The following is a 22,628-nucleotide window of genomic DNA, read 5'->3' on the forward strand; positions in this document are numbered from 1 at the left end:
CGACTGGCGACCAGCCGCCTGCTTGCGGCACTAAGATTGCTCACCCATACTCCATGGGTCCAATATGCTGTACTCATGACAGTATTCGGTTCAGGAGGTCGGGTGTCAGGACATACAGACGTAGGCATCGCCGGGCTGGGAGTCATGGGCTCCGCGATCGCCCGCCGACTGCTCAGGCGCGAACGCGCGGTGCGTGTCTACGACATTCGGCCGGCAGCGGTCGCCGAACTCACCCAGAACGGGGCCCTCACCGCCGAGTCGCCGGCCCTGCTGGCCGGCTCCGGAGTGGTGATCCTCTCCCTCAACACCGCCGACATCGTGGAGCAGGTGGTCTTCGGGCCGGACGGCGTGCTGAGCGCGGCACCGGACGGTGTCCTCCTGATCGACATGTCGAGCATCGACCCGGAACGCACCCGGGAGTTCGCCGAACGCGCCGCCAAGCTGGGCGCCGGCTGGGTCGACGCCCCGCTGTCCGGCGGCGCGCCGGGTGCCGAGCGCGGTGAGCTGACCCTGATGCTCGGTGGGGAGGAGGAGCATGTCGAGCGCGCGCTGCCGGTCCTCGGTGCGGTGGCTTCCCGGTTGACGCATCTCGGCCCGGCCGGCTCCGGTCAGCTGGTGAAGTCCGTGAACCAGGTGCTGGTCGGCGTCGGTTTCGCCGCGCTCGCCGAGGCGGCCGCCCTGGTGCGGGCTGCCGGACTGTCGCCCCGGCAGGTTCTCGCCGCGCTCAGCGGAGGCAGGGCCGACTCGGCGCTGCTGCAGGAGTTCTTCGTCAAGTTCGCGGAGGCCGACCTCTCCCCCACCGGACGGGTCAGCAACATGGTCAAGGACCTGGAGGCCGCCCGCGACTACGCGCGCTCGGCCGGTGTGCCGCTCCCCGTCACCACCGCCGTCGCCGAACTGCACCGCTGGCTCGCCGCGGCCGGGCACGGCGCCGCCGACAACGCCGCGCTGATGCACTACTACGCACCCCTGGAGGTACGGCCGTGAAGGCTTCCGCCCTGTTCGACCTCGCGGGCCGCCGCGCCCTGATCACCGGCTCCAGCAAGGGCATCGGGGCCGCCCTGGCCACCGGACTGGCCGAAGCGGGCGCCGAAGTCGTCCTCAACGGCCGCGACACCGCAGCACTCGAGCGCGCCCGGGAGGAGCTGGCCGAGCGCACCGCGGCCAAGGTGCACGCCGCTGCCTTCGACGTCACCGACGAGGCGGCCGTACGACACGCCGTCCGGGAGATCGAGGACGGTATCGGCCCGCTGGACATCCTCGTCAACAACACCGGTGTGCAGCACCGTGAGCCGCTGCTGGAGGTCTCGGCGGAGAACTTCGAGCGGGTGCTGCACACCAACCTCACCAGCGCCTTCCTCGTCGGCCGCGCGGTCGCTGCCGGGATGGTCGAACGCGGTCACGGCAAGATCGTCAACATCTGCTCCGTCCAGACCTGGCTGGCCCGGCCCGGCATCGCCGCCTACGCGGCCTCCAAGGGCGGCCTGGCGATGCTGACCCGCGGTATGTGCGCGGAGTGGGCCGGATCGGGGATCACCGTCAACGCGCTCGCCCCCGGCTATGTGGTGACCGAGCTGACCCGCCCACTGGTGGAGGACCCCGCCTTCGACTCGTGGATCCGGGGCCGTACCCCGGCCGGCCGCTGGGCCTCGGTGGAGGACCTGGCCGGCACGCTGGTGTGGCTCTCGGCGCCGGCGTCGGACTTCGTCAACGGCCAGGTGATCGCCGTCGACGGCGGACTCACCGCGGTCGTCTGACCCACACCCCCACCCATCGCACGCAACCAATCGAAGCAGCCGAGCCGTTCGGCAGAGAGCGGGACAAGGACATGAACGACAGGGAATCGGCGACCATGCGGGCCGTGGTGGCGCACGGCGCGGGCGACCTGCGCCTGGAGGAGCGGCCAATCCCGGTACCGGGTCCGGGCGAGGTGGCGGTCGACATCCGGTACGGCGGCATCTGCGGCTCCGACCTGCACTACTGGCGCCACGGAGCGGTCGGGGAGTTCCGGCTCCGCGAACCACTGGTCCTGGGCCACGAGATAGTGGGCCGGGTCCGCGAGGCAGGCCCCGGCACCCAGGCGCCACCGCCGGGCACGCCGGTGGCCGTGCACCCACTGGCGTCCTGCGGCCGGTGCCGGCAGTGCCTCTCCGGCCGACACAACACCTGCCTGGACACCGGCTACCTCGGCAGCGCCGCCCGCAACCCCCACGTCCAGGGCGGCTTCGCCGACGTCCTCGTCGTGCCCGCCGAGCGGGTGCTACCGCTGCCCGAGGGCCTGGACCTCCGGCTGGCCGCGGTGGCCGAGCCAGCCGCGGTCGCCTGGCACGCCGTACGCCAGGCCGGCGAGGTGCGCGGCAAGCGGGTGCTGGTCACCGGCGCAGGCCCCATCGGCTGCCTGGTGGTCGCGGCGCTGCGGGCCGCCGGTGCCGCCGAGATCACCGTGACCGATGTGCATGAGGCTCCTCTGGCCGTCGCCAAGCAGGTGGGTGCCACCTCGGCTGTACGGGTCGACGCCGGCGACGGACTGGACCAACTCGCCGCGGACCTGGCGATCGAGTCCTCCGGCAACCCGGCCGGACTGCGCACCTGCATGTACGGCGTCGACCGGGGCGGCCTCGTCGTGGGCCTTGGCCTGCTGCCGCCCGGGGACACTCCGGTGGCCGCGAACGCGCTGATCACACGCGAACTGCGGCTCGTCGGCTCCTTCCGCTTCGACACCGAACTCATCGAGGTCCTCCCCGCTTTGGCCGACGGCCGCCTCCCGGCCGAGCCGGTGGTCACCTCCGTACTGCCGGTGGCCCACATGCAGGAGGCGTTCGAGCTCGCGGCCGACCCTGCCCGCTCCTGCAAGGTGCTGCTCGACTTCGGTGAGCCGGGAGTGGCCTGACGCGGCGAACCCACACACAGCCTCCCGAACCGCAGGTGAGCGACCGACCACCGCCGTGCGCCATCGGCCTCGCTCACCGTCCCCCGGTCGCCTCATTCCCCGTGCAGTCAGGAGTTCACGATGTCCGGCACTTCCGTTCGACGCCCCCGCGTGGCGGTCAGCCGCACCGCCCTTCCGGGAGCCGGCGTCGGGCACCTCGCCACCCGCTTCGACGTCACCGCGTGGACGGGCCCGCAGCCTCCGACACCGGCCGAGCTGGCCGGAGTCGTACGCGGCTGCGAGGGCCTGCTCGTCCTCGGCAGCGACCGCGTCGACGCCTCGCTGCTCGACGCGGCCGGACCGGATCTGCGGGTCGTGGCCCTGGCGTCGATGGGCTACGACGGCGTGGACGTCGCGGCCGCCGCCGAACGCGGCATCGTCGTCACCCACACCCCCGACGTGCTGGCGGACACCACCGCCGACGTGGCCATGGCCCTGATCCTGATGGCCCGGCGCCGCCTCCCGGCCGGCATGGACGCGCTGCACCGCGGCGCATGGGGCGCCTTCCGCATGGACGCCTTCCTCGGCCTCGACGTGCACGGCGCCACCCTGGGGCTGATCGGTTACGGCCAGATCGCCCGCGCCGTCGCCCGCAGGGCCGCCGGCTTCGGCATGCGCGTACAGCACCACCACCCGCGGCGCAGGGAGGACGACGAGCTGTCCCGCTGGGTGCCGTTCGACGAACTGCTGCGCACCAGCGACGTGGTATCGGTGCACACGCCGCTGACGGATGAGACCAAGGGCATGATCGGCAAGGCCGAACTCGCCCTGATTAAACCGACCGCGACCGTCGTCAACACCGGCCGCGGAGGGGTCGTCGACGAGGAAGCCCTCCTCATGGCGCTGCGCGGCGGGGATCTGCACTCGGCGGGACTGGACGTCATGACCGACGAGCCGCGTACGGACCCGTCGGACCCCCTGCTCAACGAACCGCACCTCGTGGTGCTGCCCCACGTGGGCTCGGCGACCGAGGCGACCCGCGCGGGCATGGTGGAACTCGCCGCCCGCAACATCGAAGCGGTCCTGGAAGGCCACCCCGCACTCACCCCGCTGCCCGGCACCCCGAGCCTGCCCGAGCAGTGAGTCCTATCCGACGAGTCCCGCCTTCTCGCAGGCGGACATAAAGCGCAAGCCCAAAGCTTACGTATGCCCGACGTGCAAGAAATCCGTGCCGGCCGCAGTCCACCGCCACAAGACCCTCGGCGTATTCGTTCCCGTGTGGGGCCCGGGCCCATGTCAGAACCGCGACTGTCCCGACTACCGGCTGGACCCCCACCGAAGGCACTCTGCGACCGGGTAACGGACAGGCGGAGCAGCGGAGCAGGAATTCGCGTGAACCGGGCTCCGAATTCGGTCGGATGAACACTGCCGGATCGGAGAACCTCGGCGGTCGTCCAGCGCGTAGTGCCCTTCATGAGACCGATCAACGAAGCGCATGTGGCAGAGCCGGGTCTGGCCGTAGTGGAGATCGCGGCCGCCGATGATGAAACCGCGCTCGCAATCCAGGAGCTGCTCGCCGCACGGTGCGCCATCGCGCCGGCGGACCGTACGACTCGGGAGCCCGGCGAGCCCGGTGTACGGCTGAGCTGCTTCCTGGACCTGCGTCAGGAGCCCGACGCGTAGCCCTGCGGGAGGCGGTCACGCCCCGCTGACCAACCGTGGTCGGATTCATTGTCGGGGCTGGCGGCGGCAGCGTGCAGTCGGTCTACCTGGTGGTCTGCTCGGGGTCGGGCAGCTCCGGCCGGAGCCGCTGATGTGCGGCCGTACGGGGTGGGGCCAGAATCTCCGCCATGTCAGAAACCTTCTGGGACGCCCTTAGTTCGATCGGCACCACCCTCGCATGACTGACCTCCGGCCAGTTCTGTCTCCGCCTCCATCAGGTTCTGATCCCTGGCGCGTGAGCGTCGACTCGGCTGAGGATTATCATGAAATCGAATATTTTGCCTAGAAATGCCCTATGCGTCTCACAGTCCCCGTACGTCACTCAAGCTGACCTTCGCCAACGCACGCCCCTTGGGGGGATCATGCAAACCCGCGTAGGCACCACACTCGCCGCGGTCTGCCTCACTGCACTGGCCAGCCTCACCGCGTGTGGGGGCAACGGCACCAGCCAGGACAGCACCCCTGCCGACAAGCCCGCTACTACGCAGAACAACACCCCGACTGACAGACCTACGGCCACCCGGGAGACCACCACCGACGCTGCGACCGCCTCCCTTCCGGACATGATCGGTAAAGGGCTGCAGTCCGCACAGGACCAGGCACAAGATGCAGGCTTCTATAACCTGGCCTCACACGACGCCCTCGGCCGCGGCCGGAACCAGATCTTGGACCGCGAATGGAAGGTCTGCTCCCAGACCCCGAAAGCTGGCGAGCACCCCACCAACACCAAGGTCGACTTCGCCGTAGTCAAACTCGAAGAGACCTGCCCCGCCACAGACCAGGGCGCCAAGACCGAGACCCCCGGATCGACGATGCCCGACTTCAAGGGCAAGTCCGTCAAGGTCGCCCGCGAGGCCCTTGATCCCAGCACCAGCATCACCGTCAACGACGCCTCCGGACAAGGCCGCATCATCGCCATCGAGTCCAACTGGAAGGTCTGCTCCCAGAACCCCTCCGCAGGCACCAAGCTCGAAGGCCAGCCCGTGACGCTCAACGCGGTGAAGTTCGAAGAGTCTTGCTGATGCCCTGCAGGTTGGCGCTGGAGATGCCGATTACTCAGCACGATGCTTAATCGACCTGAATCCGCCTGGCCTCAAGTCCTCGAATCATCATGCGTGCCTCTGGCACTGAAAGGGCGGAGAGAGGGGTTTGTGCCTCCGGCACAAACTATGGGGTTGCTTTGGGTTTGTTGTACGTTGGGTGGTGGGGGGGAAGTTGATGGTTTGTCATGCCCGTTTGGCGGGCGGGATTTCAGGAGGAATCTCCGATTCCCTGATTCGAGGGAATTTGATTGGTATTCCATGGAGAAAGGTAAACCACGGAATACCGGGAGAGACAACGGGGCCCCTCCGGGGCCCGGTTGCCCTGTGATAGGTGGAGAGGTGGGCCTGCCTCCGGCATCGACAACCGGTGCCGCATCGTCGCTATTTGACGATACATCAGTTCAAGCGGACCTGCTTGGCTCAGGACACCAGACCTCTTGCGAATTAAATACGTATTCCGTTACGGATTACGGGATGTCAGGAAATGGCTCGAGGTGAATTGACGGCACGTCAGTCGAAAGGGAATCCCGATTGAGGGTGTTACGGGTTCCGGAAAAGACAAGTAACGCGGGCGGCTGGAGAGGCCGCTGCTCATGGCGGGACGTTGCGGCAGCCGTGACGGATGAGGTCCGGCCCGCGGAGTACGACCGCTGGAGCGACGTTCCGGCGGGGCTGGTGACCCAGACCCGGCTGGCCGATGCCGACCCTCCCCGGCGTCCCGGCGGTACCGTCCGCGCCTACGTCCGCGACGCCATGGCGGGGCAAGAAGCAGACCTTCGCCCTGTACGCCGTCGCCGAGTCCGCCCCCACCGCGGCGAGCGGTCGGCAGCTGGCCGCCGCGGCGCAGCGGCGGGCCGTGGGGCGGGCGTGTGAGGTGTGCGGGGCGCCCTGTCAGCTGCCGCTGCCCGCCGAGTTCGGGGGTCGGCGGGGTGCGCGGGGCGTGTCGGCATCGGGCGCGGCTGGTGGAGATGCAGGAGCTCTTGGCCGTGCGCAGGGCTGAAGCTGAAGTGGGCCGGTGCGCGCGGGAGTTGCTGGCGGGGCCGCTGGCGATGGTGTGGGTGGAGCTCACCGCGGCCGAGCCGACCGGATCGGGGCGGGCGCGGCCGCCGCTGGCCGACCGGTCCCGGTATGCACAGTGGCGCGGCTAACTCGACCCCGCCACCGCCCGGCAGCGCCGACCGCCTCTGGTACGTCCTTACGCAGATGGCCGGACCGGCCGCCAGTGAGGACGGCCCGGACGCCGGAAGCGGTGCGGCGCAGCACGGCGGGTGAAGCGGCCGGCTGCGGCCTGCCGCGGCCGGCCGCAGCGCTGGCCTGGGTGCGAGCGTGACCCGATGGGGGTGTGGCTCGTTGCGGGGGTTACGGGGGCTTGTGCCTTCGTTTGAAGATAATGACCCAACCCCGCTCGGCTAGACCCACCCGAGCGGTGCAGAAAGTATGCGGTGCGTTACTTTCTGTAAACATTGTCACCGCCGGAAATCGGCAACTGCATGGATGCAGTTGCCCAAGCACTCCTTCGCGGAGGCAATATCGGGGCTCTTCACACAAGCCAGGCCCTCGATGTCCAGCTCGAAGACTTTGGGCGCGTACTGCGCGCAGACCCTTCGCTTGTTCAGATCATTTCAGACCTGCAGCACTTCGCCGTAGACCTCGTCCCCGTGCTGCCCGGTCTTTTTTCTCCTGCCGTTTGCTGCCGAGAAGTCGATATACCAGCAGGTCGAGCGGGTGTTGAACACTTCGCCCCTACCTCCGCCCGCTCCCCAATCATGTCCGGTGGGTATTCCTCTGGCGTGAGAAAGAACGCAAGGGTGAAGATCGGGCACACCCCGACCGTCTTCGTGATCTAGGGGTTTCAATTGACACCCGCCCAGGTAGGGTCTGGAAGCGTCCAGCTCCCCTTGGAGGTGGTGAGGACCATGACAGCCCAGAAGGGCTGCCGACATCAGCCCCTCTAGGCTCTTCAGCACCGACTCGCAAAGTGTCGATTCGCGGGTTCCACGAAAAACGCCGAGAGCCGGCCGCACGTCTCGCCAAAGAACAGAGCGGCCAGCTCTCGGGAAGGCTCCCATGAAAGGGGATTCCCAATGAGGCACACTAGTACACTCCGGGCTGAGCCGGGGTCTATCAGTGCCGCGGTCGCGTACGCAGTCGTGATCACGGGTCTGTTCGCACTTGTCCTAGCGCTGTTGCTTGGTGGCATGTCCTTGACCGACACCGGCGGCTGCCTGGTTCCCGTGGCTCCGTTCGTAATCCTCTGGAACCGGCTTCGTCCGGGGATGGGAACGATCTTGCTCTACAGCGGGATCATGTTGGCGCTGTGTGGTCTGACTGCCGTCGCCGCTCTGATCTTGAAATTGCCGATCATCGAGATCGTCACCATCGTGGGTGCTCTGGCAGGTATCGCGGTACCAACACTGTTCGACTGGCAGGCGCCGTACACCGCTGCCGCTGCCGCGCAGCAACTCCAGCAGACCCCACAACTCCAGCAGCACACTCAACCTGCCGTCCTCGAGGCGAGCCCCTCCGGCCCTTTGGTCCCCCTCCTGCTCACCGGCATCCTCTTCGCGTCCATCCTGCTCCTGAGAAGGCGTCGCCGAGTCCACCTCCGCTGACGTCCGCCGCCGCGCCTCACGCTGATCACACGAGAGAAGATCGCCGTGCTGCGACTAAAGCTCGCCGACTCTCCGCGACACACGAGGATTCTCGAAGAGCGGATCGTCGAGCTTCAGACCAATCTGGCCGGCGTGTCCGCACAGAACGAAAGACTCGCCAACACGCTCCGTGAGGCCCGTGACCAGATCGTGGCCCTCAAGGAGGAAGTCGACCGGCTCGCGCAGCCGCCGGCCGGCTTCGGTGTCTTCCTGACGGCCAACGAGGACGGCACCGCCGACATCTTCACCGGCGGCCGCAAGCTCAGGGTGAACGTCAGCCCCAGCGTCGAGCTCGACGAGCTCCGGCGCGGCCAGGAAGTGATGCTCAACGAAGCGCTCAACGTGGTCGACGCGATGGAGTTCGAGCGCGTCGGCGACATCGTCACCCTCAAGGAGATCCTCGAGGACGGCGAGCGAGCCCTGGTGCTCGGGCACACCGACGAGGAGCGGGTGGTACGGCTCGCCGAGCCGCTGCTGGACGTCACCATCCGCCCCGGCGACGCCCTCCTGCTCGAACCCCGCTCCGGCTACGTCTACGAGGTCGTGCCCAAGAGCGAGGTCGAGGAGCTCGTCCTCGAAGAGGTCCCTTACATCGGCTACGAGCAGATCGGCGGCCTCGGCGGCCAGATCGAGGCCATCCGCGACGCCGTCGAGCTCCCGTACCTCTACCCGGACCTGTTCAAGGAGCACGAACTGCGGCCGCCGAAGGGCGTCCTGCTGTACGGGCCCCCCGGATGCGGTAAGACCCTGATCGCCAAGGCCGTGGCCAACTCGCTGGCCAAGAAGGTCGCCGAGGTGACCGGCCAGGCCCAGGGCAAGAGCTTCTTCCTCAACATCAAGGGCCCCGAGCTCCTGAACAAGTACGTCGGTGAGACGGAGCGGCAGATCCGCCTCGTCTTCCAGCGGGCCCGAGAGAAGGCCAGCGAGGGCACCCCCGTCATCGTCTTCTTCGACGAGATGGAGTCCCTCTTCCGCACCCGTGGCTCCGGTGTCAGCTCGGACGTGGAGAACACCATCGTCCCGCAGCTGCTCGCCGAGATCGGCGGCGTGGAGGGCCTGCAGAACGTGGTCGTGATCGGTGCCTCCAACCGTGAGGACATGATCGACCCCGCCATCCTGCGTCCCGGCCGACTGGACGTGAAGATCAAGATCGAGCGTCCGGACGCCGAGGCGGCCGAACGCGCGGCCCAGCTCCCCGGCGCCCAGCCGATCCACCTCTAGAAGAACAACACCGACAACAAGGGCGCCTCCTACGGCACACACCAGCACTACCTGATGGAGTGGGAAACCGGGGTACAGGACGACACCGAAACCGTGCTCGGCGGCGACACGCGTCGGCGAAGAACTCCGTGTCAGCGCGAGGACCACGAGAAGGACCGTGCAGGTGCGGCCCAGCCGCAGTTTCCGGGCCGCGGAGATTGGGGCGGTAGCCCAGCTCCCGGGCGGCCTCGCGGACCCGTTCGGCCTGGGACACGCCCGCGACCTGGGCGACGTCCCGGCACAGGGTGTGATCAAGGCGCCGCATGGGACGACCACTGTCGCCGTCACGTTCCCGGGTGGTGTCGGGCTCGCGGGTGACTGGCGGGCCACCATGGGCAACGTCATCGCGCAGCGGGACATCGAGAAGCTCTTCCCGGCCGACGAGTACTCGGCCGTCGGCAGCGCCGACACCGTCGGTCTCGTCGTGCGAGACCTGGTGGAGGGTGCGGACGGGCTGGTCGACGGCAGGTCGACGGCGATGGGTGCGGCGACGCCCGTACAGCTGCCGCTTCTCACGGACGTGATCGACTCGGCGAAGGAGTGCCTGGGCGAGTGCATCCACGTACGGCGGGTTTCGGGGCAAGGTTGAAATCGATCCGGACGTTGAGTGACCGTATGGCTACGAACCGTTACCGCTGTCTGATTTCTCGCACAGGCCGGTTGCACGGCTCAGGCGTTGCGGGGCACCGGCGGGTGTCGAGCGGACGAACGCGCTGTTCTTCCACTCCCACTTGGCACTGTCCTTCACATCCGCGCAGCAACTGGGCACATCGGACGACGAGTAGCCGAGCAGGTCCGCGAGGACGGCTCCGTCCTGTACGGAGAGGCCCTGGACGGTGATGCGCTCCTTCGGGTTGACGAGGGTGGCGACGACGCGGGGCGCGCTGCCGGCGTCCGCGGAGCGGGTGAGGACGTAGACGGCGTCGGGCGGCGGCGCATGGGCGGCCCGACGCCGTCGGCGAGGCGGCGGGCCGTGAGCAGGAAGCCGGTGTGGCCGATCATCCTGTGGTCCGGGCGGACGGCCAGGCCCTCGATGTGCCAGTTGCGGATCATCGTCTCCCAGGAGGTCGGCTCGTTGAAGCAGCCGATCTCGCGGATGGACTCGACGGTCCGGGTGCCGACGGTGAGCTGCCAGGCGGGGTGCGGGCCGCCGAAGTAGCGCTCCACGTTCGCCTGGGCGATCTCGGCGAAGTCCGCGCGGCGCTCGTAGCTGTGCAGCATGCCCTGGTCGCCGATGGCGCAGCAGGAAGCTGCTGAGCGAGCCCGAGCCGACGCCGGCCTCGACGACGCGGGCGCCGGGGAAGATGTCGGCGAAGGCGAGGATCTGCCCCGCGTCCTTCGGGTAGACGACGGCTGCCCCGCGGGGCATGGACAGAACGTAGTCGGGGAGCAGGGGGCGCAGCGCGAGGTAGGCGACGTTTCCCGTGGTGCGGACAACGCTGCCCTCGGGAGCGCCGATCAGTTCGTCGTGCGGGAAGGAACCCTTGTGGGTGTGGAAGTTCTTCCCGGCCTCGAGCGTGAACGTGTAGTGGCGGCCCTTGGGGTCGGTCAGCTGTACCTGGTCCCCGACCTTGAAGGGCCCGCGCCTGCGGGCGGCACCGGTCGGTTCGGACATGTGACCAGCCTTGTGGCTGTAGAAGTAAGGTCCAGCGGGCTGCACGTCGGCCTGGGAGCCCCAGCACGGCGGGCCCGGTGCATTGTTGCCACGCAGGCGTTGGCGACCTGGAACGTGGCGCTGGTTGATGTAGGTGCTGATCTGTTCGGCGTTGCCGCCGACCGTGATGGAGCCTTGCTCGTCCACGATCGAGCCGTCGTGCGGCAGCCGGTAGATCTGGTCACCCTCCGGTGTCTCGCCGACCTCGACGACGACCAGCTCCACCTCGTACGGCTTCTCGGCCGCGGAGGAGAAGATCGTGCCCAGCGTCTGGGCGTAGACGTTGGCGAGGCCGCAGGCGGTGACGTCGTCCCGGTGTAGGTGTAACCCCGCAGGTCGGCATAGCGCACGCGTCCGATGCGCAGGTTCTCGTACTCGTTGTACTTGCCCGCGGCGGCGAAGCCGATCCGGTCGTAGATCTCGCTGAACTTGTGCAGCGCGGGACGGGTTCTCGGGCTGCGCGCCCTCCACCTTCTCGAAGTGCTCCAGCTCCGGCTGGAACAGCTTGACCATCTAGACGCACGACCCGTCCCTGAAACGCCTGATCACGCTGCGCAGCGGCCGTACGCTCACGGCGGTCCAGCTTCAGATGGAGTACTACGAACTCGCCCGCAAGTACGTGGAGGAGCGCTTCGGGGCCGACGCCGACGACCAGACCAAGGACGTCCTGTCCCGCTGGGAGGACACCGCATACCGCTTGTAGAGGTACCCGTCGACCGACTTGGCGTACCTGTCGGAGAGCTGGGAGAGCCAGCTGGCCTCCAGAGCGGGGTCGGCAGCGCGTGCCGCACCGGGCTCGGGGAGAAGGCCCGCCGCGGTGTGCCAGTCGTCCTCCGAAAGGTTCACAGCGGCGCGGGTGAACAACGCGGCGGAGAGGGCGTTGCCTGCCATGGCCCGCTGACTGGGGGAGGACGCGGCCAGGGAGAGGGCGGACCGAAACTCGTCGACGGCCGCGTCCAGATCGCCCTCAGTCCCGAACGCTTCGTATCGACCGATCCTCGCGTTTCCGGAGGCGATCATGAGGAGGGCCTCCGGCGGATCGGTATTGGCCACGAGGTCCTCGTGGGCATCGACCGCTGCGTCGGCGTGCTCGCGGGAGGGCGAGCGGTTGAACCGCATGAAGTACAGCGATGCGAGGCGGGCCCGCAAAAGGTACGCGGCGACGACTCCCCCGGGCGGGGCGACCTGGAGGGCGAGGTCCCGGCAGGGCTCGATGATGTCGATCACCTCCTGCACTTCGTCGGCCGTGATGTCCACCGGGCGCTGGGCCCACTGCAGCCCTGCTCGTGCCACCAGGACAAGGACGGCCGGTAGCGGCAGGGGCCGCCCCGGCAGCGGAGCGCCGTAATCGCCGTGACCATCACGGGGGTGCTGGGCGGCGTGGACGAGGATTCGCAGGGCCTGGATGAAGCACGAGTGGCTCATGCGGGGATCGTTCGGCAACTCCTCGTCCAGTCCGGCCCATACCTGCGCGAAGTGCGCAGCTGGCTCCCACTCGCCGGTGCCGGACAGCCCTTCGTCGTGCAGGTCGAGCACCGCTCGTAGATCCTCGACGTCCCCTGTCGTCATGAACTGAGCGGTGAGCAGGCCGGCCAAGGATTCGCATGCCGCCCTGCGCTCCTCCGGTGCCTCGAACCGGCACAGGATCTTTCGCACCTCGGCGGAGGTGGCACCGGCTGATTCGGGAGCACCGGACCGCAGGCCGAGAGCCATCTTGAGGAGCAGCGCGCGGCGGGCGGCCTCGACCAGCGCCTCGGGCCCCGGACGAGGGCCCCAAGGGAGGGCGGGCGGTGCGAGCATCATCGCTTCCAGCAGCACCCCGAGGGCTGAGTACAGATCCGCAGTGGATTCCGTGGCCTGCCGCCGGAGTAACAGCTGCCCTGCCAGGCGGTCCAGAACGCGGACGCGATCCGCACCTGTGCAGCCACTGTCGCTCAACTCGCGCTGCAAGTCCGGTATTTCGTCCTGCGCGTCCCCCCACGCCATGCGTTTCATGCTTCCACACCCGAAGCGGCATAGACACGGAACGGCCGAGACAGCTTGGACTACCACCAGTGCGCTCAACGTCATGCGCCGGCGGCGCGCATCACCGGCGCTCACACTCTCCCTTCGCGCCCCTCGGGGCCCACCTCCGTCGCACTGAGCCTGTCTGTACGCCTCAAAGCCGCCTACCCCTGCCAGTCAGGGCTTCGGCGTAGCTACTTGACGTCCGGTTCGTGATGATCTGCCAGCTAAGCATCGAATGTAGCTGGTCGCGAAAGTGCGAGGTTAGGGCGCCCTGATCATCCACGCGCCCTGGCCGCCTCGCCCGCCCCTGCCAGTTCGGTCGGAGCGGACCGGCATCGCCGTACGGGCGGAGGTTCGGTGGACAGCTCCAGGCGTCGGTTCCCGGTACACCGACCGGACAAGCCGCTTGTGTGATGCCAGGTTCCGTGGGAGCGCTTAGACACCGTCTTGCAGCGTGGCGCGCTCGCGGTGAGGACGCGATTGCCAGGCGAGGAGCGGGCTCTCCGCGGGAAAATCTTCCGTTTCCCCAGAGCGGTTCCGGGGGACGGACGATGAAGCCAGGCCGCGAGGGCACATTTCAGCCAGAGTCCACTTCTGCCGTGCGGAGCGAGCGAAGACGGCAGTTGCTGTTCCTCGGTGAACCGCTGGCCTCCACGCCCAACCTCGCCGTCCGTTCAGGCCTGGGCAGCACGCCTTTCGCCGCCCGCCGGATCCCTGTTGCCTCCCACCATTGCTGTTACATTGCGCGGCAGTTCACGCGTCAGACGGTGCGCCGCTGGGATCTGCAGAGCATCTGCGACGACGCAGTCCAGATCGCCTCCGAACTCGTTGCCAATGCCGTCCGTCACGGCCGGCCCGACACGGCTACGCCTGAAGGCCGCCAAGCCGAGGTATGGCTGGCCCTCGCTCTGCGCCCACGCACCCTGCTGTGCGTCGTGCGCGACCCCAGCCAACTCCGCCCCAGACTCACCCCACCTCACCTGATGGCCGAACGAAACCGCGGACTGCCCATCGTGAACGCCCTCAGCAACACCTGGGGCTGGACCACAGACGCCCAGACCCCGGGGAAATCCGTCTGGGCACGCGTGGCTCTACCGGCCGCATAACGGCGCTGTGGCGAGCCCTGCAGTCAACACACCGCAGACAACACCACACGCCGCCGACACCGTTGACGCTGCGCCAACTTCCCCCCATATTCATGAAGTTCGTTGGATTGGCACGACGCAGGACGGCAGGTGTTGTTGTCAGTCCGCATGGGAGGGAGGGCTTGTGGATGCGGTCATGCCGATCTTGGTGCTCCTGCTTGCTGCGGGAGTCGCGTGGGCAGTGAGAACAGCTTGGCGGCTGTATCGCTATCCGGGCGGCTGGGGGGATGCGTTCGGACCTGCGCACGAGGCAGAGAGGCGGCGATTGGACGACCGCCGCAAGGAAGTCCGCTCCCTGCGCAGCACGGCTGCGCAAGAACTCATGGCTGCTCAGAACGGTGTCAACGAAGCCGATCAGGCATACGCGCGGCGTATCAGCGAGCTTGAGCAGACATGGCAGCGCCTGCAGGAAGAGGCCGGCCGGGGTGATCAACGCGCCGAGCCACTCGGTGCGATGTGGCTGTATGAGCACGTCGTGGTATTCAAAGGCAAGGACGTGCCCCTGAAGGGTTTGTCGGTCGAGGTACGGCGGGGCGAGAGTCACTACTACCTGTATCTGATCTTTCCCAAGGGCTACAAGGATTATGAGACCTTCGCGTACGCCGAATACACGGAAGACCAGGTCCACCGTTTCGAGCTGGCGATTCACAACGCGATCATGAAGGAAGAGGACGTCCGCGCCGACCGGGCCGCATCGGTGCGCACCATCGAAGCGGAGCTGGCAGCGGCCCGGGCAGACACCGGGCCTCAGCAGGCGGGCCAGCATCTGGCCAAGGTCCGCAACCGCCAGAAGAACGACGAAAAGCTCAGCCTGGCATTGGCGAAACTCAAGGAAGCGCTCGACCACTGGGAACAGCGCACCGGGCGCCGCCCTCCCACGTGACAGCCCGGTGGATCCTTCAGGTGACCAAAAGCTCAGGGCCAGAGCAATGCGCCTGTGGTCTCATTCGCCTGTGGACCTTCGCCCGTTGAGGCCCGGGCGCATCAGGTAGAACTTCCCTGCAGCCGGTCCTCCTGGCGACGTTCGGAGTTACCTGCCCCTTCAGCGGCAAGGACCCCGCCACAGCGGGGCTACTTCCAGCCCCGTTCCTCCTCCTTGGCGACACGTGTTGCTACCCAATCTCGGCCATCTGCCGCCACTTCTGCCGCGTACATGACGCAACGTGGCTATGGTGTGACGGCTCGTGCGATGAGGGTGGGGTTCACGGGGCCTGGGTGCCCTGTGCAGTGCCTTGGGGAGGGCGCATGCGGTCGCGGGTCGGGCTCATTGGTGTGATCAGACGTGGTCGGCATCGGCTGACATCGGTCGGTGTTCTCGTCTTGGCGCTGGCCGCTGGGACAGTGTCAGCCGAGGCACTGCCGCCAGAGCCTCCGCCTGCCAAGACCACACCATCGGCGAGCGCGGCTCCACCCCAGCACGGGGACCAGGCGCAGGCCGAACCTGCGGCGGAGGCGGCGGCAGCCGCTGAGCCCATGACCAACAACGCCGTCTACGCCTACGACGCGGCAGGCCGATTAGTCGGCGTGACCGATCCAGGCGGTCAGACGGCGCGTTACCGCTACGACGAGGTCGGCAACCGGCTGGGCATCGACCGCTACGCCTCCAGCACGCTGTCGGTTCTGTCGGTCGTTCCTGTCCGGGCAGCCCCGGGGACGAAAGTCACGCTGTCGGGTACCGGCTTCTCCCCCACCGCCGCCAGCAACGCCGTGACGATCGGTGGCAAGGCGGCAGCCGTCACCACCGCCTCCGCCACCCGTCTCGTCGTCACGGTCCCGTCCGGAGCGGTCAATGGAAAGGTCACGGTGACCGTGGGCGGTGCGTCCGCCGATGCGGCGGAGGCGTTCATCGTTGGGCCGTCAGGGCCGAGCGTTTCGAAGGTCGAGCCGGCTTCCGGGGCGCCTGGCAGCGAAGTCACCCTGTCCGGCAGCGGGTTCGCCTCGGCGGTCACCGACAACGTGGTGCGGTTCAACGGCTTGGTCGCCCAGGTGAAGAAGGCGTCCGGTTCCTCGTTGACCGTCCAGGTGCCGCCCCACGCCCGTACCGGGCGGGTGGAAGTGGACACCCCCAGTGGTTCGGCGGCGGCACCGGGCGACTTCACCGTCACCGCCGATGGCGAGGGTGCCCTGTACGACACGACGATGCGGGCCTCGTTCACGGATGCGGACCCCTCGCAGGTGGCGGTGGTGACGGCCGAGCACAAGGCGCGGATCCTGTTCGACGCCGAGCGGGGAGATGCGGTGGGGTTCGGTCTGCAGGGAGCCTCGTTCACCTCCCAGGCCTCGATCAGTCTCGTCTCGCCCCAGGGTGCGACGGTTGCCTCGAGCAGTTTCGGCGGTACGGCGGCCGACTGGGAGGTCACCGATCTGCCGGAGTCCGGGACCTATCAGTTCGTCATCGACCCGCGCTCCACCGACACCGGCTCAGTAGCCGTGATGCTGTCCAAGCCTGCCAGCGCGGCCGTGTCCTTCGACGGGCCGACGGTGTCCACGGCCTTGTCCCGGATCGGGCAGGACGGCAACTGGACGTTCACCGCGGCCAAGGGCGAATCGCTGAGCGTCGGTGTGGATGCCACGGCCATGGGCGGCTACCTGCGCTGCTACGTTCACCGTCCGGACGGCACGCAGGGAGAGTATCTGCCCGTCCCCAACGGGGACAGCCACTCCCTGGACGTCGACTCGCTGCCCCAGAGGGGCCAGTACACGCTGCGCTGCGACCCCGATGGCGGCGGCACCGGAACCGTCAAGGTCACCGTCTCCCACTACGTCCAAGGCGGGACGCTCAGTCCGACCGGCGCATCCCCGACTTTGAATCTCGCCCGTCCCGGGCAGGACGGCATAGCCGCCTTCACCGCGCAGGCCGGAGAGCATGTCAGCCTCGCCGCGACAGCGGCGACGCTGCCGTCGTACGCGACCATCACGATCAACGGGCCGGACGGTAACTACGTCTCCAGCTTCACCGCAGCGCCCGGCCGCAACGCCGACTGGGACAGTGGGGCGCTGGCGGCCGGCACCTACACGGTGCGTGTGGCGGACCGCAGGCTGGGCATCGGCAAGGTGACGCTGACCCTGTCCAAGCCGGCCGACGCAGGCGTGCTGGCGCGCGGCGGCGCTGCGGTGAAGGCGACGGTGGCCCGGCCGGGGCAGAACATCCATGCCTCGTTCACCGCCAAGGCGGGTGATGACCTGTCCCTGGACGTGGCAGCGAACACCTTCACCAGCAGCCTGCAGGCGGACGTCCTGGCCCCGTCGGGCACCGCGGTGGTCAGCTTCCGTCTGATCTCCGCCGGCGCTTCCGGCTCGATCGCCCTGACCGACCTTGCCGAAGCCGGCACGTACAAGGTGCGGCTCAACCCCACCAATGTGGCCACCGGCTCGCTCAGCCTGAGCCTAAAAGCGGCGGCCGCGACGGCCAATCGAGAAGCATTCACCAAGGATGTTCCGCGAGTGTCGGTCCAGAGCGCATGCCGCGCCGACCGCCTGGCCCGCACCTTCCGTGTCCCTATGCCCGACTGGCTCGAGGTGCGGTCGGACCAGTGTGACCGGCTCGAGCAGCAAGCGAAGGCCAAGGCGGAAAAGGCGAAGAAGGCGGCCGGCATCGTGCCGAAGGGGCGCGATGCCTGGCGACCGAGCACGCACAACCTCAAGGGCCGGGACTGGATCACCGGTCGGGGCGCCGGGCCGAAAGCACCGGCCGCACTGCGTGCCCCACCCGGCAGCACGGCGATGACCGGCCATGTGCTGAAGCTGGACGGCAAACCGCTGCCCAAGGTCACCATCCGCATCGGTTCGAAGACGACAAAGACCGACGGCCGGGGACGCTTCCTGCTGTCCGGCATCAACCCCGAGACGACCACCCTGGTCGTTGATGGAGCGAGCGCCAACTCCAGCAAGCGCACCTACGGACGTTACGACATCCGCATCCGGCCGGTGGCGGGCCGCAGCACGGATTTGGGTTTCCCCATCTGGATGACGCCGCTGGACACCAAACACACCGTCACCTTCAACACCCCCGCCAAGACGGACGTCACCCTGACCACCCCGCAGATCCCCGGGCTCGAGGTGCGCATCCCCAAGGGCTCGGTGGTACGCGACGAACACGGCAAGCCGGTCACCGAGCTGGGCATCACCGCGATCCCCGTCGACCGGCCCCCGTTCCCGCTGCCCGAGAACAGCGCCGTGCCGGTGTACTTCACCGTCCAGCCGGGCGGCACGTACCTGTTCCCCAAGGGCGCGCAGATCATCTACCCGAACTACACGCACGAAGCTCCCGGCACCCGTGTCGACTTCCTCGCCTACGATCCCGAGCGCAAGGGCTGGCACACCTACGGGCACGGCACCGTCACCCGCGACGGCAAGCAGGTCGTCCCTGACGACAAGACGCGTGTATGGGCCTTCCACGGCGCCATGCTCTCCATCTCCGACGTCATCCCCTTCGACCTCTCCGCCATCTCGGACATCGTCGACTGGCTCTCCGGCGACCCCGTCGACCTGCAGACCGGCCTGCTGACCGACTCCCGCACCGATCTGGGCGTGTCCGGCCCGCTGGGCTCGGCCGAGGTCACCCGTACCTACTGGCAGGGCGACACCCGCTCCCGCGCCTTCGGTATCGGCCGGGACCTGTCCTACAACATGCACCTGCACTCCAAACGCCTCTACACCGAGGTGGACCTGTATCTGCCGGGCGGCAAGAAGGTCCACTTCGTGCGGACCTCACCGGGCAGCGGCTACGCCGACGCGGTCTTCGAACCCGAAGGCACCCCCACCGCCCTGAACGGCGCCAAGATCAGCCAGGAGTCGGGCAGCTGGCACCTGCGCCTGAGGGACGGCACCGACTACGTCTTCCCCTGGTACGGGCCCCTGCAGGAGATCCGCGACCGGCACGGCAACGCGCTGCGCATCAAGCGCTCTAACGGCTCCAAGGGCGACATCACTGCCGTCACCGCCCCCGGGGGACGCTGGATCTCCTTCAGCTATGACAGCGCCCAGCGGATCACCAAGGCGCAGGACAACACCGGCCGCAGCACGTCCTACACCTACGACGAGGCCGGGCGGCTCAAGACGGTCACCGACCCCGCGGGTAAGGCCAGTTCCTTCACCTACGACGGCGCGACCAACCGGATCGCGACCGCCAAGGACGCCCTCGGCATCGTCTACATGACCAACACCTACTACGCCGACGGCCGGGTCAAGAAGCAGACGCTGACCGAGGGACAGGAATACTCCTTCGCCTACACGAAGACCCCAGCCGGCCAAGTCACGGCCACGGAAGTCACCCAGCCGGGCGGCTCGGTACGCAGAGTGGAGTTCGACAACAGCGGCTTCGCCGTCAACGAAACCCAGGCGTACGGCACGACGTTGGCCCGTAGGGCGGTTTACGAGCGCGGTACCAAGCACCGCATCGCCGCCGTCGTGGACCCCTACAGCCGCCGCACCGAACTGTCCTACGACGCGAACGGGCACATCACCTCGGCGCTCGAGCTGGCCGGCACCGCCGATGCCCGATCCACGGGCAAGACGACCTTCGACGGCCCCTACGACCAGCCGACCACAGTCGCTGACCCGCTGAAGAACGCCACCGTCTTCGGCTACAACACCGCAGGCGACCTTGAAACGGTCACCGACCCCGAAGGCCGCAAAACAGGCTTCACCTTCACCAGTGACGGCCAGGTCAAGACGGTCACTGACAACGCGAAGACGACCACCGAATACACGTACCAGCATGGTGACCTGACCCAGGTCAAGGACGCCGAGGGCCGCATCGCCCGGCAGTTCACGGACGCGGCCGGCCGCATCAGCGCCCTCACTGACGAGGCGGGCTCGCAGACCACGGTCCTGTTCGACGAACTCAACCAGCCGAGGGAGATCACCGACCCGCTGGGGCACACCACCGTGCTCGGCTACGACGAGAACGGCAATCTCACCACGCTGACCGACGCCCGCCTGAACACCACCAAGTGGGACTACGACAACGCCGACCGCCCCAAGACGGCGACCGACCCACTGGGCGCGCAGGCACTGTTCGAATACGACGCGGCTGGTTTCCTGAAGAAGGCCACCAGCAGATCCGGCAAGGCCGCCGTCGCCGAATACGACCTGCTCGGTCGGCCCAAGAACACCAAGTACGGCGTCGACGCTGCCGGCCAGGCCGAATCCACCGTCACCTACACCTACGACACCCGGGACCTGCTCAAGCAGATCACCGACAGCAAAGCCGGCAACCAGTCCTTCACCTACGACGTCCACGACCGCCTGGCCACCACCACCGGCCCCACGGGCAAGGTCGCTTACGACTACGACGACGCCGACCGCCGGACCCTGATGACCGCGGCCGGAACCAGCACCACCTACGGCTACGACAAGTCCAGCATCCTCAAGTCGGTCAAGACTGGCACCCAGGAAGTCGTCTTCGGCCTGGACGCCGTGGGCCGGGAGAAGACCGCTTCCCTGCCCGGCGGCATCACCCGCACCACCGGCTACGACACCACTGGCGTCATCAAGTCCATCGCCTACGCACAAGGCACCAAGACGGTCGGTGACCTGACGTACACCAGGGACGTACGCGCCCTGCAGACCGGCCTGACCGGCTCGCTGACGAAGGTGGCCCTGCCCGCCGCGGAGAGTGGAACGCAGTTCGACAAGGACAACCGCATCACCACGTACAACGGGCGCACCTTCACCTACGACGATCTCGGGCAGCTCAAGAGCGACGGCCTGCGCACCTACACCTGGAACGCCCGCGGGGAACTCACCGGCCTGGCCAAAGCAGGCACCGCTTCCTCGTTCGGCTACGACCCGCTCGGCGGCCGCATCTCCAAAAACATCGGCAACGCCACCAGCCGGTACCTGACCGACGGCACCAACCCCCTGGTCGAACAGAACGCCTCCGGCACCACGACAGCCAGCGTGGCCACCTCGGGCCTGGACCAGTTCCTCACCCGAACCGAAGGCGGCAAAACCCAGGTCTACCTGACCGACGCGCTCGGCACCGTCGTGGGCCTGGCCAACACCGACGGCACCATCGCCACCACCTACGCCTACGACCCGAACGGCACCCCCACCGCCACCGGCACCACCACCTCCAACCCCTACACCTTCACCGGCCGCGAAGACGACGGCACCGGCCTGCTCTACTACCGCGACCGCTACTACGACCCCCAGACCGGCCGCTTCATCTCCCAGGACCCCATCGGCCACGCCGGCGGCAGCAACCTCTACCAGTACGTCCTGTCCTCCCCCACCACCTACACCGACCCCTCCGGCAACAGCCCCCTCATCGCCGGCTGCATCATCGGCGGCGTCGTCGACGGCGGACTCGACTGGCTCACCCAGCGCCTGTCCGGCCGCAAAGTCAACTGGGGCCAAGTCGGCCAATCCGCCGCACTCGGCTGCCTCGGCGGCATGCTCGGCGCAGGCATCGGCTCAAAGGTAGGCAGCCGAGTCGGCTGCACCTCCCCCAATAGCTTCACCGGCGATACGCCCGTCCTCATGGCCGACGGCACCCGCAAGCCGATCAAGGACGTTGCAATCGGCGAATACGTCATGGCGACCGACCCAGTCTCCGGCGAGAGCGGACCACGCACGGTCACCGCTCTCGTCCACGGCCAAGGAGACAAACGCCTCGTCGACATCACCGTGGACACGGATGGATCCAGCGGCTCCAAGACTGACGTCATCACCGCCACTGACGGCCACCCCTTCTGGGTTCCGGCACTCCGCCAATGGGTTGACGCGGACGACCTCGCAGTCGGGCAGTGGTTGCAAACCAGCGCCGGCACCTGGGTCCAGATCACCGCCGTTAACCACTACAAGCGGTCGGCACCGGTCTACAACCTGACCGTCGCGGGCCTGCATACCTACTTCGCACTGGCGGGACAGAGCACAGCCGTACTCGTCCACAACTGCGGAGGGGGATACCAGTGGGCGTCGCCAAACGCGCCTACGCACGTGCTCGGCCCAGGAGAGGCATGGCATCCCAGCCAAGGGATACCAGTCATCGGACGCCTTCCCGATACCTCCGTGGGAGGCGCGTGGCCGGGATACAGCAAACTGGGGGCCGCCCCTTGGAATCTTGCCAAGAACGATGCATGGATCCAGACCATCATCGACCAGCGAGGCAAGGTGTATGTTGGTACCCCCACGCAGGGCAGCTATTGGAACGTTACTCGCCAAGAGCCCTCCGTATTCGCCCGGGAAATTCAGCAGCTCCTCCAGGCTGGCTACCGATGGAAGGGGGACTACCTTGTCCCGCCGGCAGCGTGATAAGAAGTCAGACGAACC

Annotated in this window: 11 protein-coding genes and 7 pseudogenes; 15 read left to right on the forward strand and 3 right to left on the reverse strand. The window is 67.8% G+C overall.

The window, feature by feature from the left end; all coding sequences use genetic code 11:
- Positions 1 to 102: 102 nt before the first annotated feature.
- From QC385_RS14695 to arc, 9 genes and pseudogenes are all read left to right on the forward strand, one after another.
- On the forward strand, positions 103 to 987 hold the full coding sequence (locus tag QC385_RS14695; protein ID WP_279541756.1) for an NAD(P)-dependent oxidoreductase: 885 nt from the start codon (positions 103 to 105) through the stop codon (positions 985 to 987).
- Positions 984 to 1,757 carry an SDR family oxidoreductase gene (locus QC385_RS14700; protein ID WP_279541757.1) on the forward strand — a complete coding sequence of 258 codons (774 nt, stop codon included), beginning with the start codon at positions 984 to 986 and terminating at the stop codon, positions 1,755 to 1,757. Before QC385_RS14695 ends, QC385_RS14700 begins: the two co-directional genes overlap by 4 nt.
- Positions 1,758 to 1,828: 71 nt before the next feature.
- Positions 1,829 to 2,890 carry an L-idonate 5-dehydrogenase gene (locus QC385_RS14705; protein WP_279541758.1) on the forward strand — a complete coding sequence of 354 codons (1,062 nt, stop codon included), beginning with the start codon at positions 1,829 to 1,831 and terminating at the stop codon, positions 2,888 to 2,890.
- A gap of 120 nt (positions 2,891 to 3,010) precedes the next feature.
- Positions 3,011 to 4,012 carry a 2-hydroxyacid dehydrogenase gene (locus tag QC385_RS14710; RefSeq protein ID WP_279541759.1) on the forward strand — a complete coding sequence of 334 codons (1,002 nt, stop codon included), beginning with the start codon at positions 3,011 to 3,013 and terminating at the stop codon, positions 4,010 to 4,012.
- A 330-nt stretch (positions 4,013 to 4,342) separates the two neighbouring features.
- Positions 4,343 to 4,552: a DUF6207 family protein gene (locus QC385_RS14720; protein ID WP_279541760.1), complete on the forward strand. Its 210-nt coding sequence runs from the start codon at positions 4,343 to 4,345 to the stop codon at positions 4,550 to 4,552.
- A gap of 401 nt (positions 4,553 to 4,953) precedes the next feature.
- On the forward strand, positions 4,954 to 5,613 hold the full coding sequence (locus QC385_RS14725; RefSeq protein ID WP_279541761.1) for a PASTA domain-containing protein: 660 nt from the start codon (positions 4,954 to 4,956) through the stop codon (positions 5,611 to 5,613).
- A gap of 1,007 nt (positions 5,614 to 6,620) precedes the next feature.
- Positions 6,621 to 6,782 carry a hypothetical protein gene (locus QC385_RS14730; RefSeq protein ID WP_279541762.1) on the forward strand — a complete coding sequence of 54 codons (162 nt, stop codon included), beginning with the start codon at positions 6,621 to 6,623 and terminating at the stop codon, positions 6,780 to 6,782.
- 1,050 nt (positions 6,783 to 7,832) lie between these two features.
- On the forward strand, positions 7,833 to 8,246 hold the full coding sequence (locus QC385_RS14735) for a hypothetical protein (RefSeq protein WP_279541763.1): 414 nt from the start codon (positions 7,833 to 7,835) through the stop codon (positions 8,244 to 8,246).
- Positions 8,247 to 8,279: 33 nt separating this feature from the next.
- Positions 8,280 to 9,500: pseudogene (gene arc / locus QC385_RS14740) on the forward strand (proteasome ATPase); the annotation flags it as partial.
- 75 nt (positions 9,501 to 9,575) lie between these two features.
- On the opposite strand, the pseudogene QC385_RS14750 reads toward arc, so the two are convergent.
- Positions 9,576 to 9,810 (reverse strand): annotated as a pseudogene (locus QC385_RS14750) (LacI family transcriptional regulator); the annotation flags it as partial.
- On the opposite strand from QC385_RS14750, the pseudogene QC385_RS14755 reads away from it, so the two are divergent.
- Together QC385_RS14755 and QC385_RS14760 are read left to right on the forward strand one after the other, a co-directional pair.
- Positions 9,751 to 9,972: pseudogene (locus QC385_RS14755) on the forward strand (hypothetical protein); the annotation flags it as partial. The pseudogenes QC385_RS14750 and QC385_RS14755 sit on opposite strands and share 60 nt — an antisense overlap.
- Before the next feature lie 48 nt (positions 9,973 to 10,020).
- Positions 10,021 to 10,134 (forward strand): annotated as a pseudogene (locus QC385_RS14760) (ferredoxin); the annotation flags it as partial.
- Positions 10,135 to 10,472: 338 nt separating this feature from the next.
- Here QC385_RS14760 and QC385_RS14765 read toward each other — a convergent pair.
- Together QC385_RS14765 and prcA are read right to left on the reverse strand one after the other, a co-directional pair.
- Positions 10,473 to 11,160, reverse strand: a pseudogene (locus QC385_RS14765) (tRNA (adenine-N1)-methyltransferase); the annotation flags it as partial.
- A gap of 105 nt (positions 11,161 to 11,265) precedes the next feature.
- Positions 11,266 to 11,639, reverse strand: a pseudogene (gene prcA / locus QC385_RS14770) (proteasome subunit alpha); the annotation flags it as partial.
- 77 nt (positions 11,640 to 11,716) lie between these two features.
- On the opposite strand from prcA, the pseudogene QC385_RS14775 reads away from it, so the two are divergent.
- From QC385_RS14775 to QC385_RS14790, 4 genes and pseudogenes are all read left to right on the forward strand, one after another.
- Positions 11,717 to 11,899, forward strand: a pseudogene (locus QC385_RS14775) (proteasome accessory factor PafA2 family protein); the annotation flags it as partial.
- Positions 11,900 to 13,805: 1,906 nt separating this feature from the next.
- Positions 13,806 to 14,312 (forward strand): ATP-binding protein, encoded by a 507-nt coding sequence (locus QC385_RS14780; protein ID WP_279541764.1) that lies wholly within the window; start codon positions 13,806 to 13,808, stop codon positions 14,310 to 14,312.
- Between the two features lie 163 nt (positions 14,313 to 14,475).
- Positions 14,476 to 15,234: a hypothetical protein gene (locus QC385_RS14785; protein ID WP_279541765.1), complete on the forward strand. Its 759-nt coding sequence runs from the start codon at positions 14,476 to 14,478 to the stop codon at positions 15,232 to 15,234.
- A gap of 590 nt (positions 15,235 to 15,824) precedes the next feature.
- Entirely contained in the window at positions 15,825 to 22,610 is a 6,786-nt protein-coding gene (locus QC385_RS14790; RefSeq protein WP_279541766.1) for an RHS repeat-associated core domain-containing protein, read from the forward strand.
- Positions 22,611 to 22,628 lie beyond the last annotated feature (18 nt).

The sequence above is a fragment of the Streptomyces sp. DH10 genome (genome assembly GCF_029813805.1).
Taxonomy (GTDB): Bacteria; Actinomycetota; Actinomycetes; order Streptomycetales; family Streptomycetaceae; genus Streptomyces; species Streptomyces coeruleofuscus.

Excerpts from the sequence above, each read along its gene's own strand:
- QC385_RS14720 (WP_279541760.1), top strand. The coding sequence starts at position 4,343 with ATGAGACCGATCAACGAAGCGCATGTGGCAGAGCCGGGTCTGGCCGTA.
- QC385_RS14710 (WP_279541759.1), top strand. The coding sequence starts at position 3,011 with ATGTCCGGCACTTCCGTTCGACGCCCCCGCGTGGCGGTCAGCCGCACC.
- QC385_RS14705 (WP_279541758.1), top strand. The coding sequence starts at position 1,829 with ATGAACGACAGGGAATCGGCGACCATGCGGGCCGTGGTGGCGCACGGC.
- QC385_RS14725 (WP_279541761.1), top strand. The coding sequence starts at position 4,954 with ATGCAAACCCGCGTAGGCACCACACTCGCCGCGGTCTGCCTCACTGCA.
- QC385_RS14735 (WP_279541763.1), top strand. The coding sequence starts at position 7,833 with ATGTCCTTGACCGACACCGGCGGCTGCCTGGTTCCCGTGGCTCCGTTC.
- QC385_RS14790 (WP_279541766.1), top strand. The coding sequence starts at position 15,825 with ATGACCAACAACGCCGTCTACGCCTACGACGCGGCAGGCCGATTAGTC.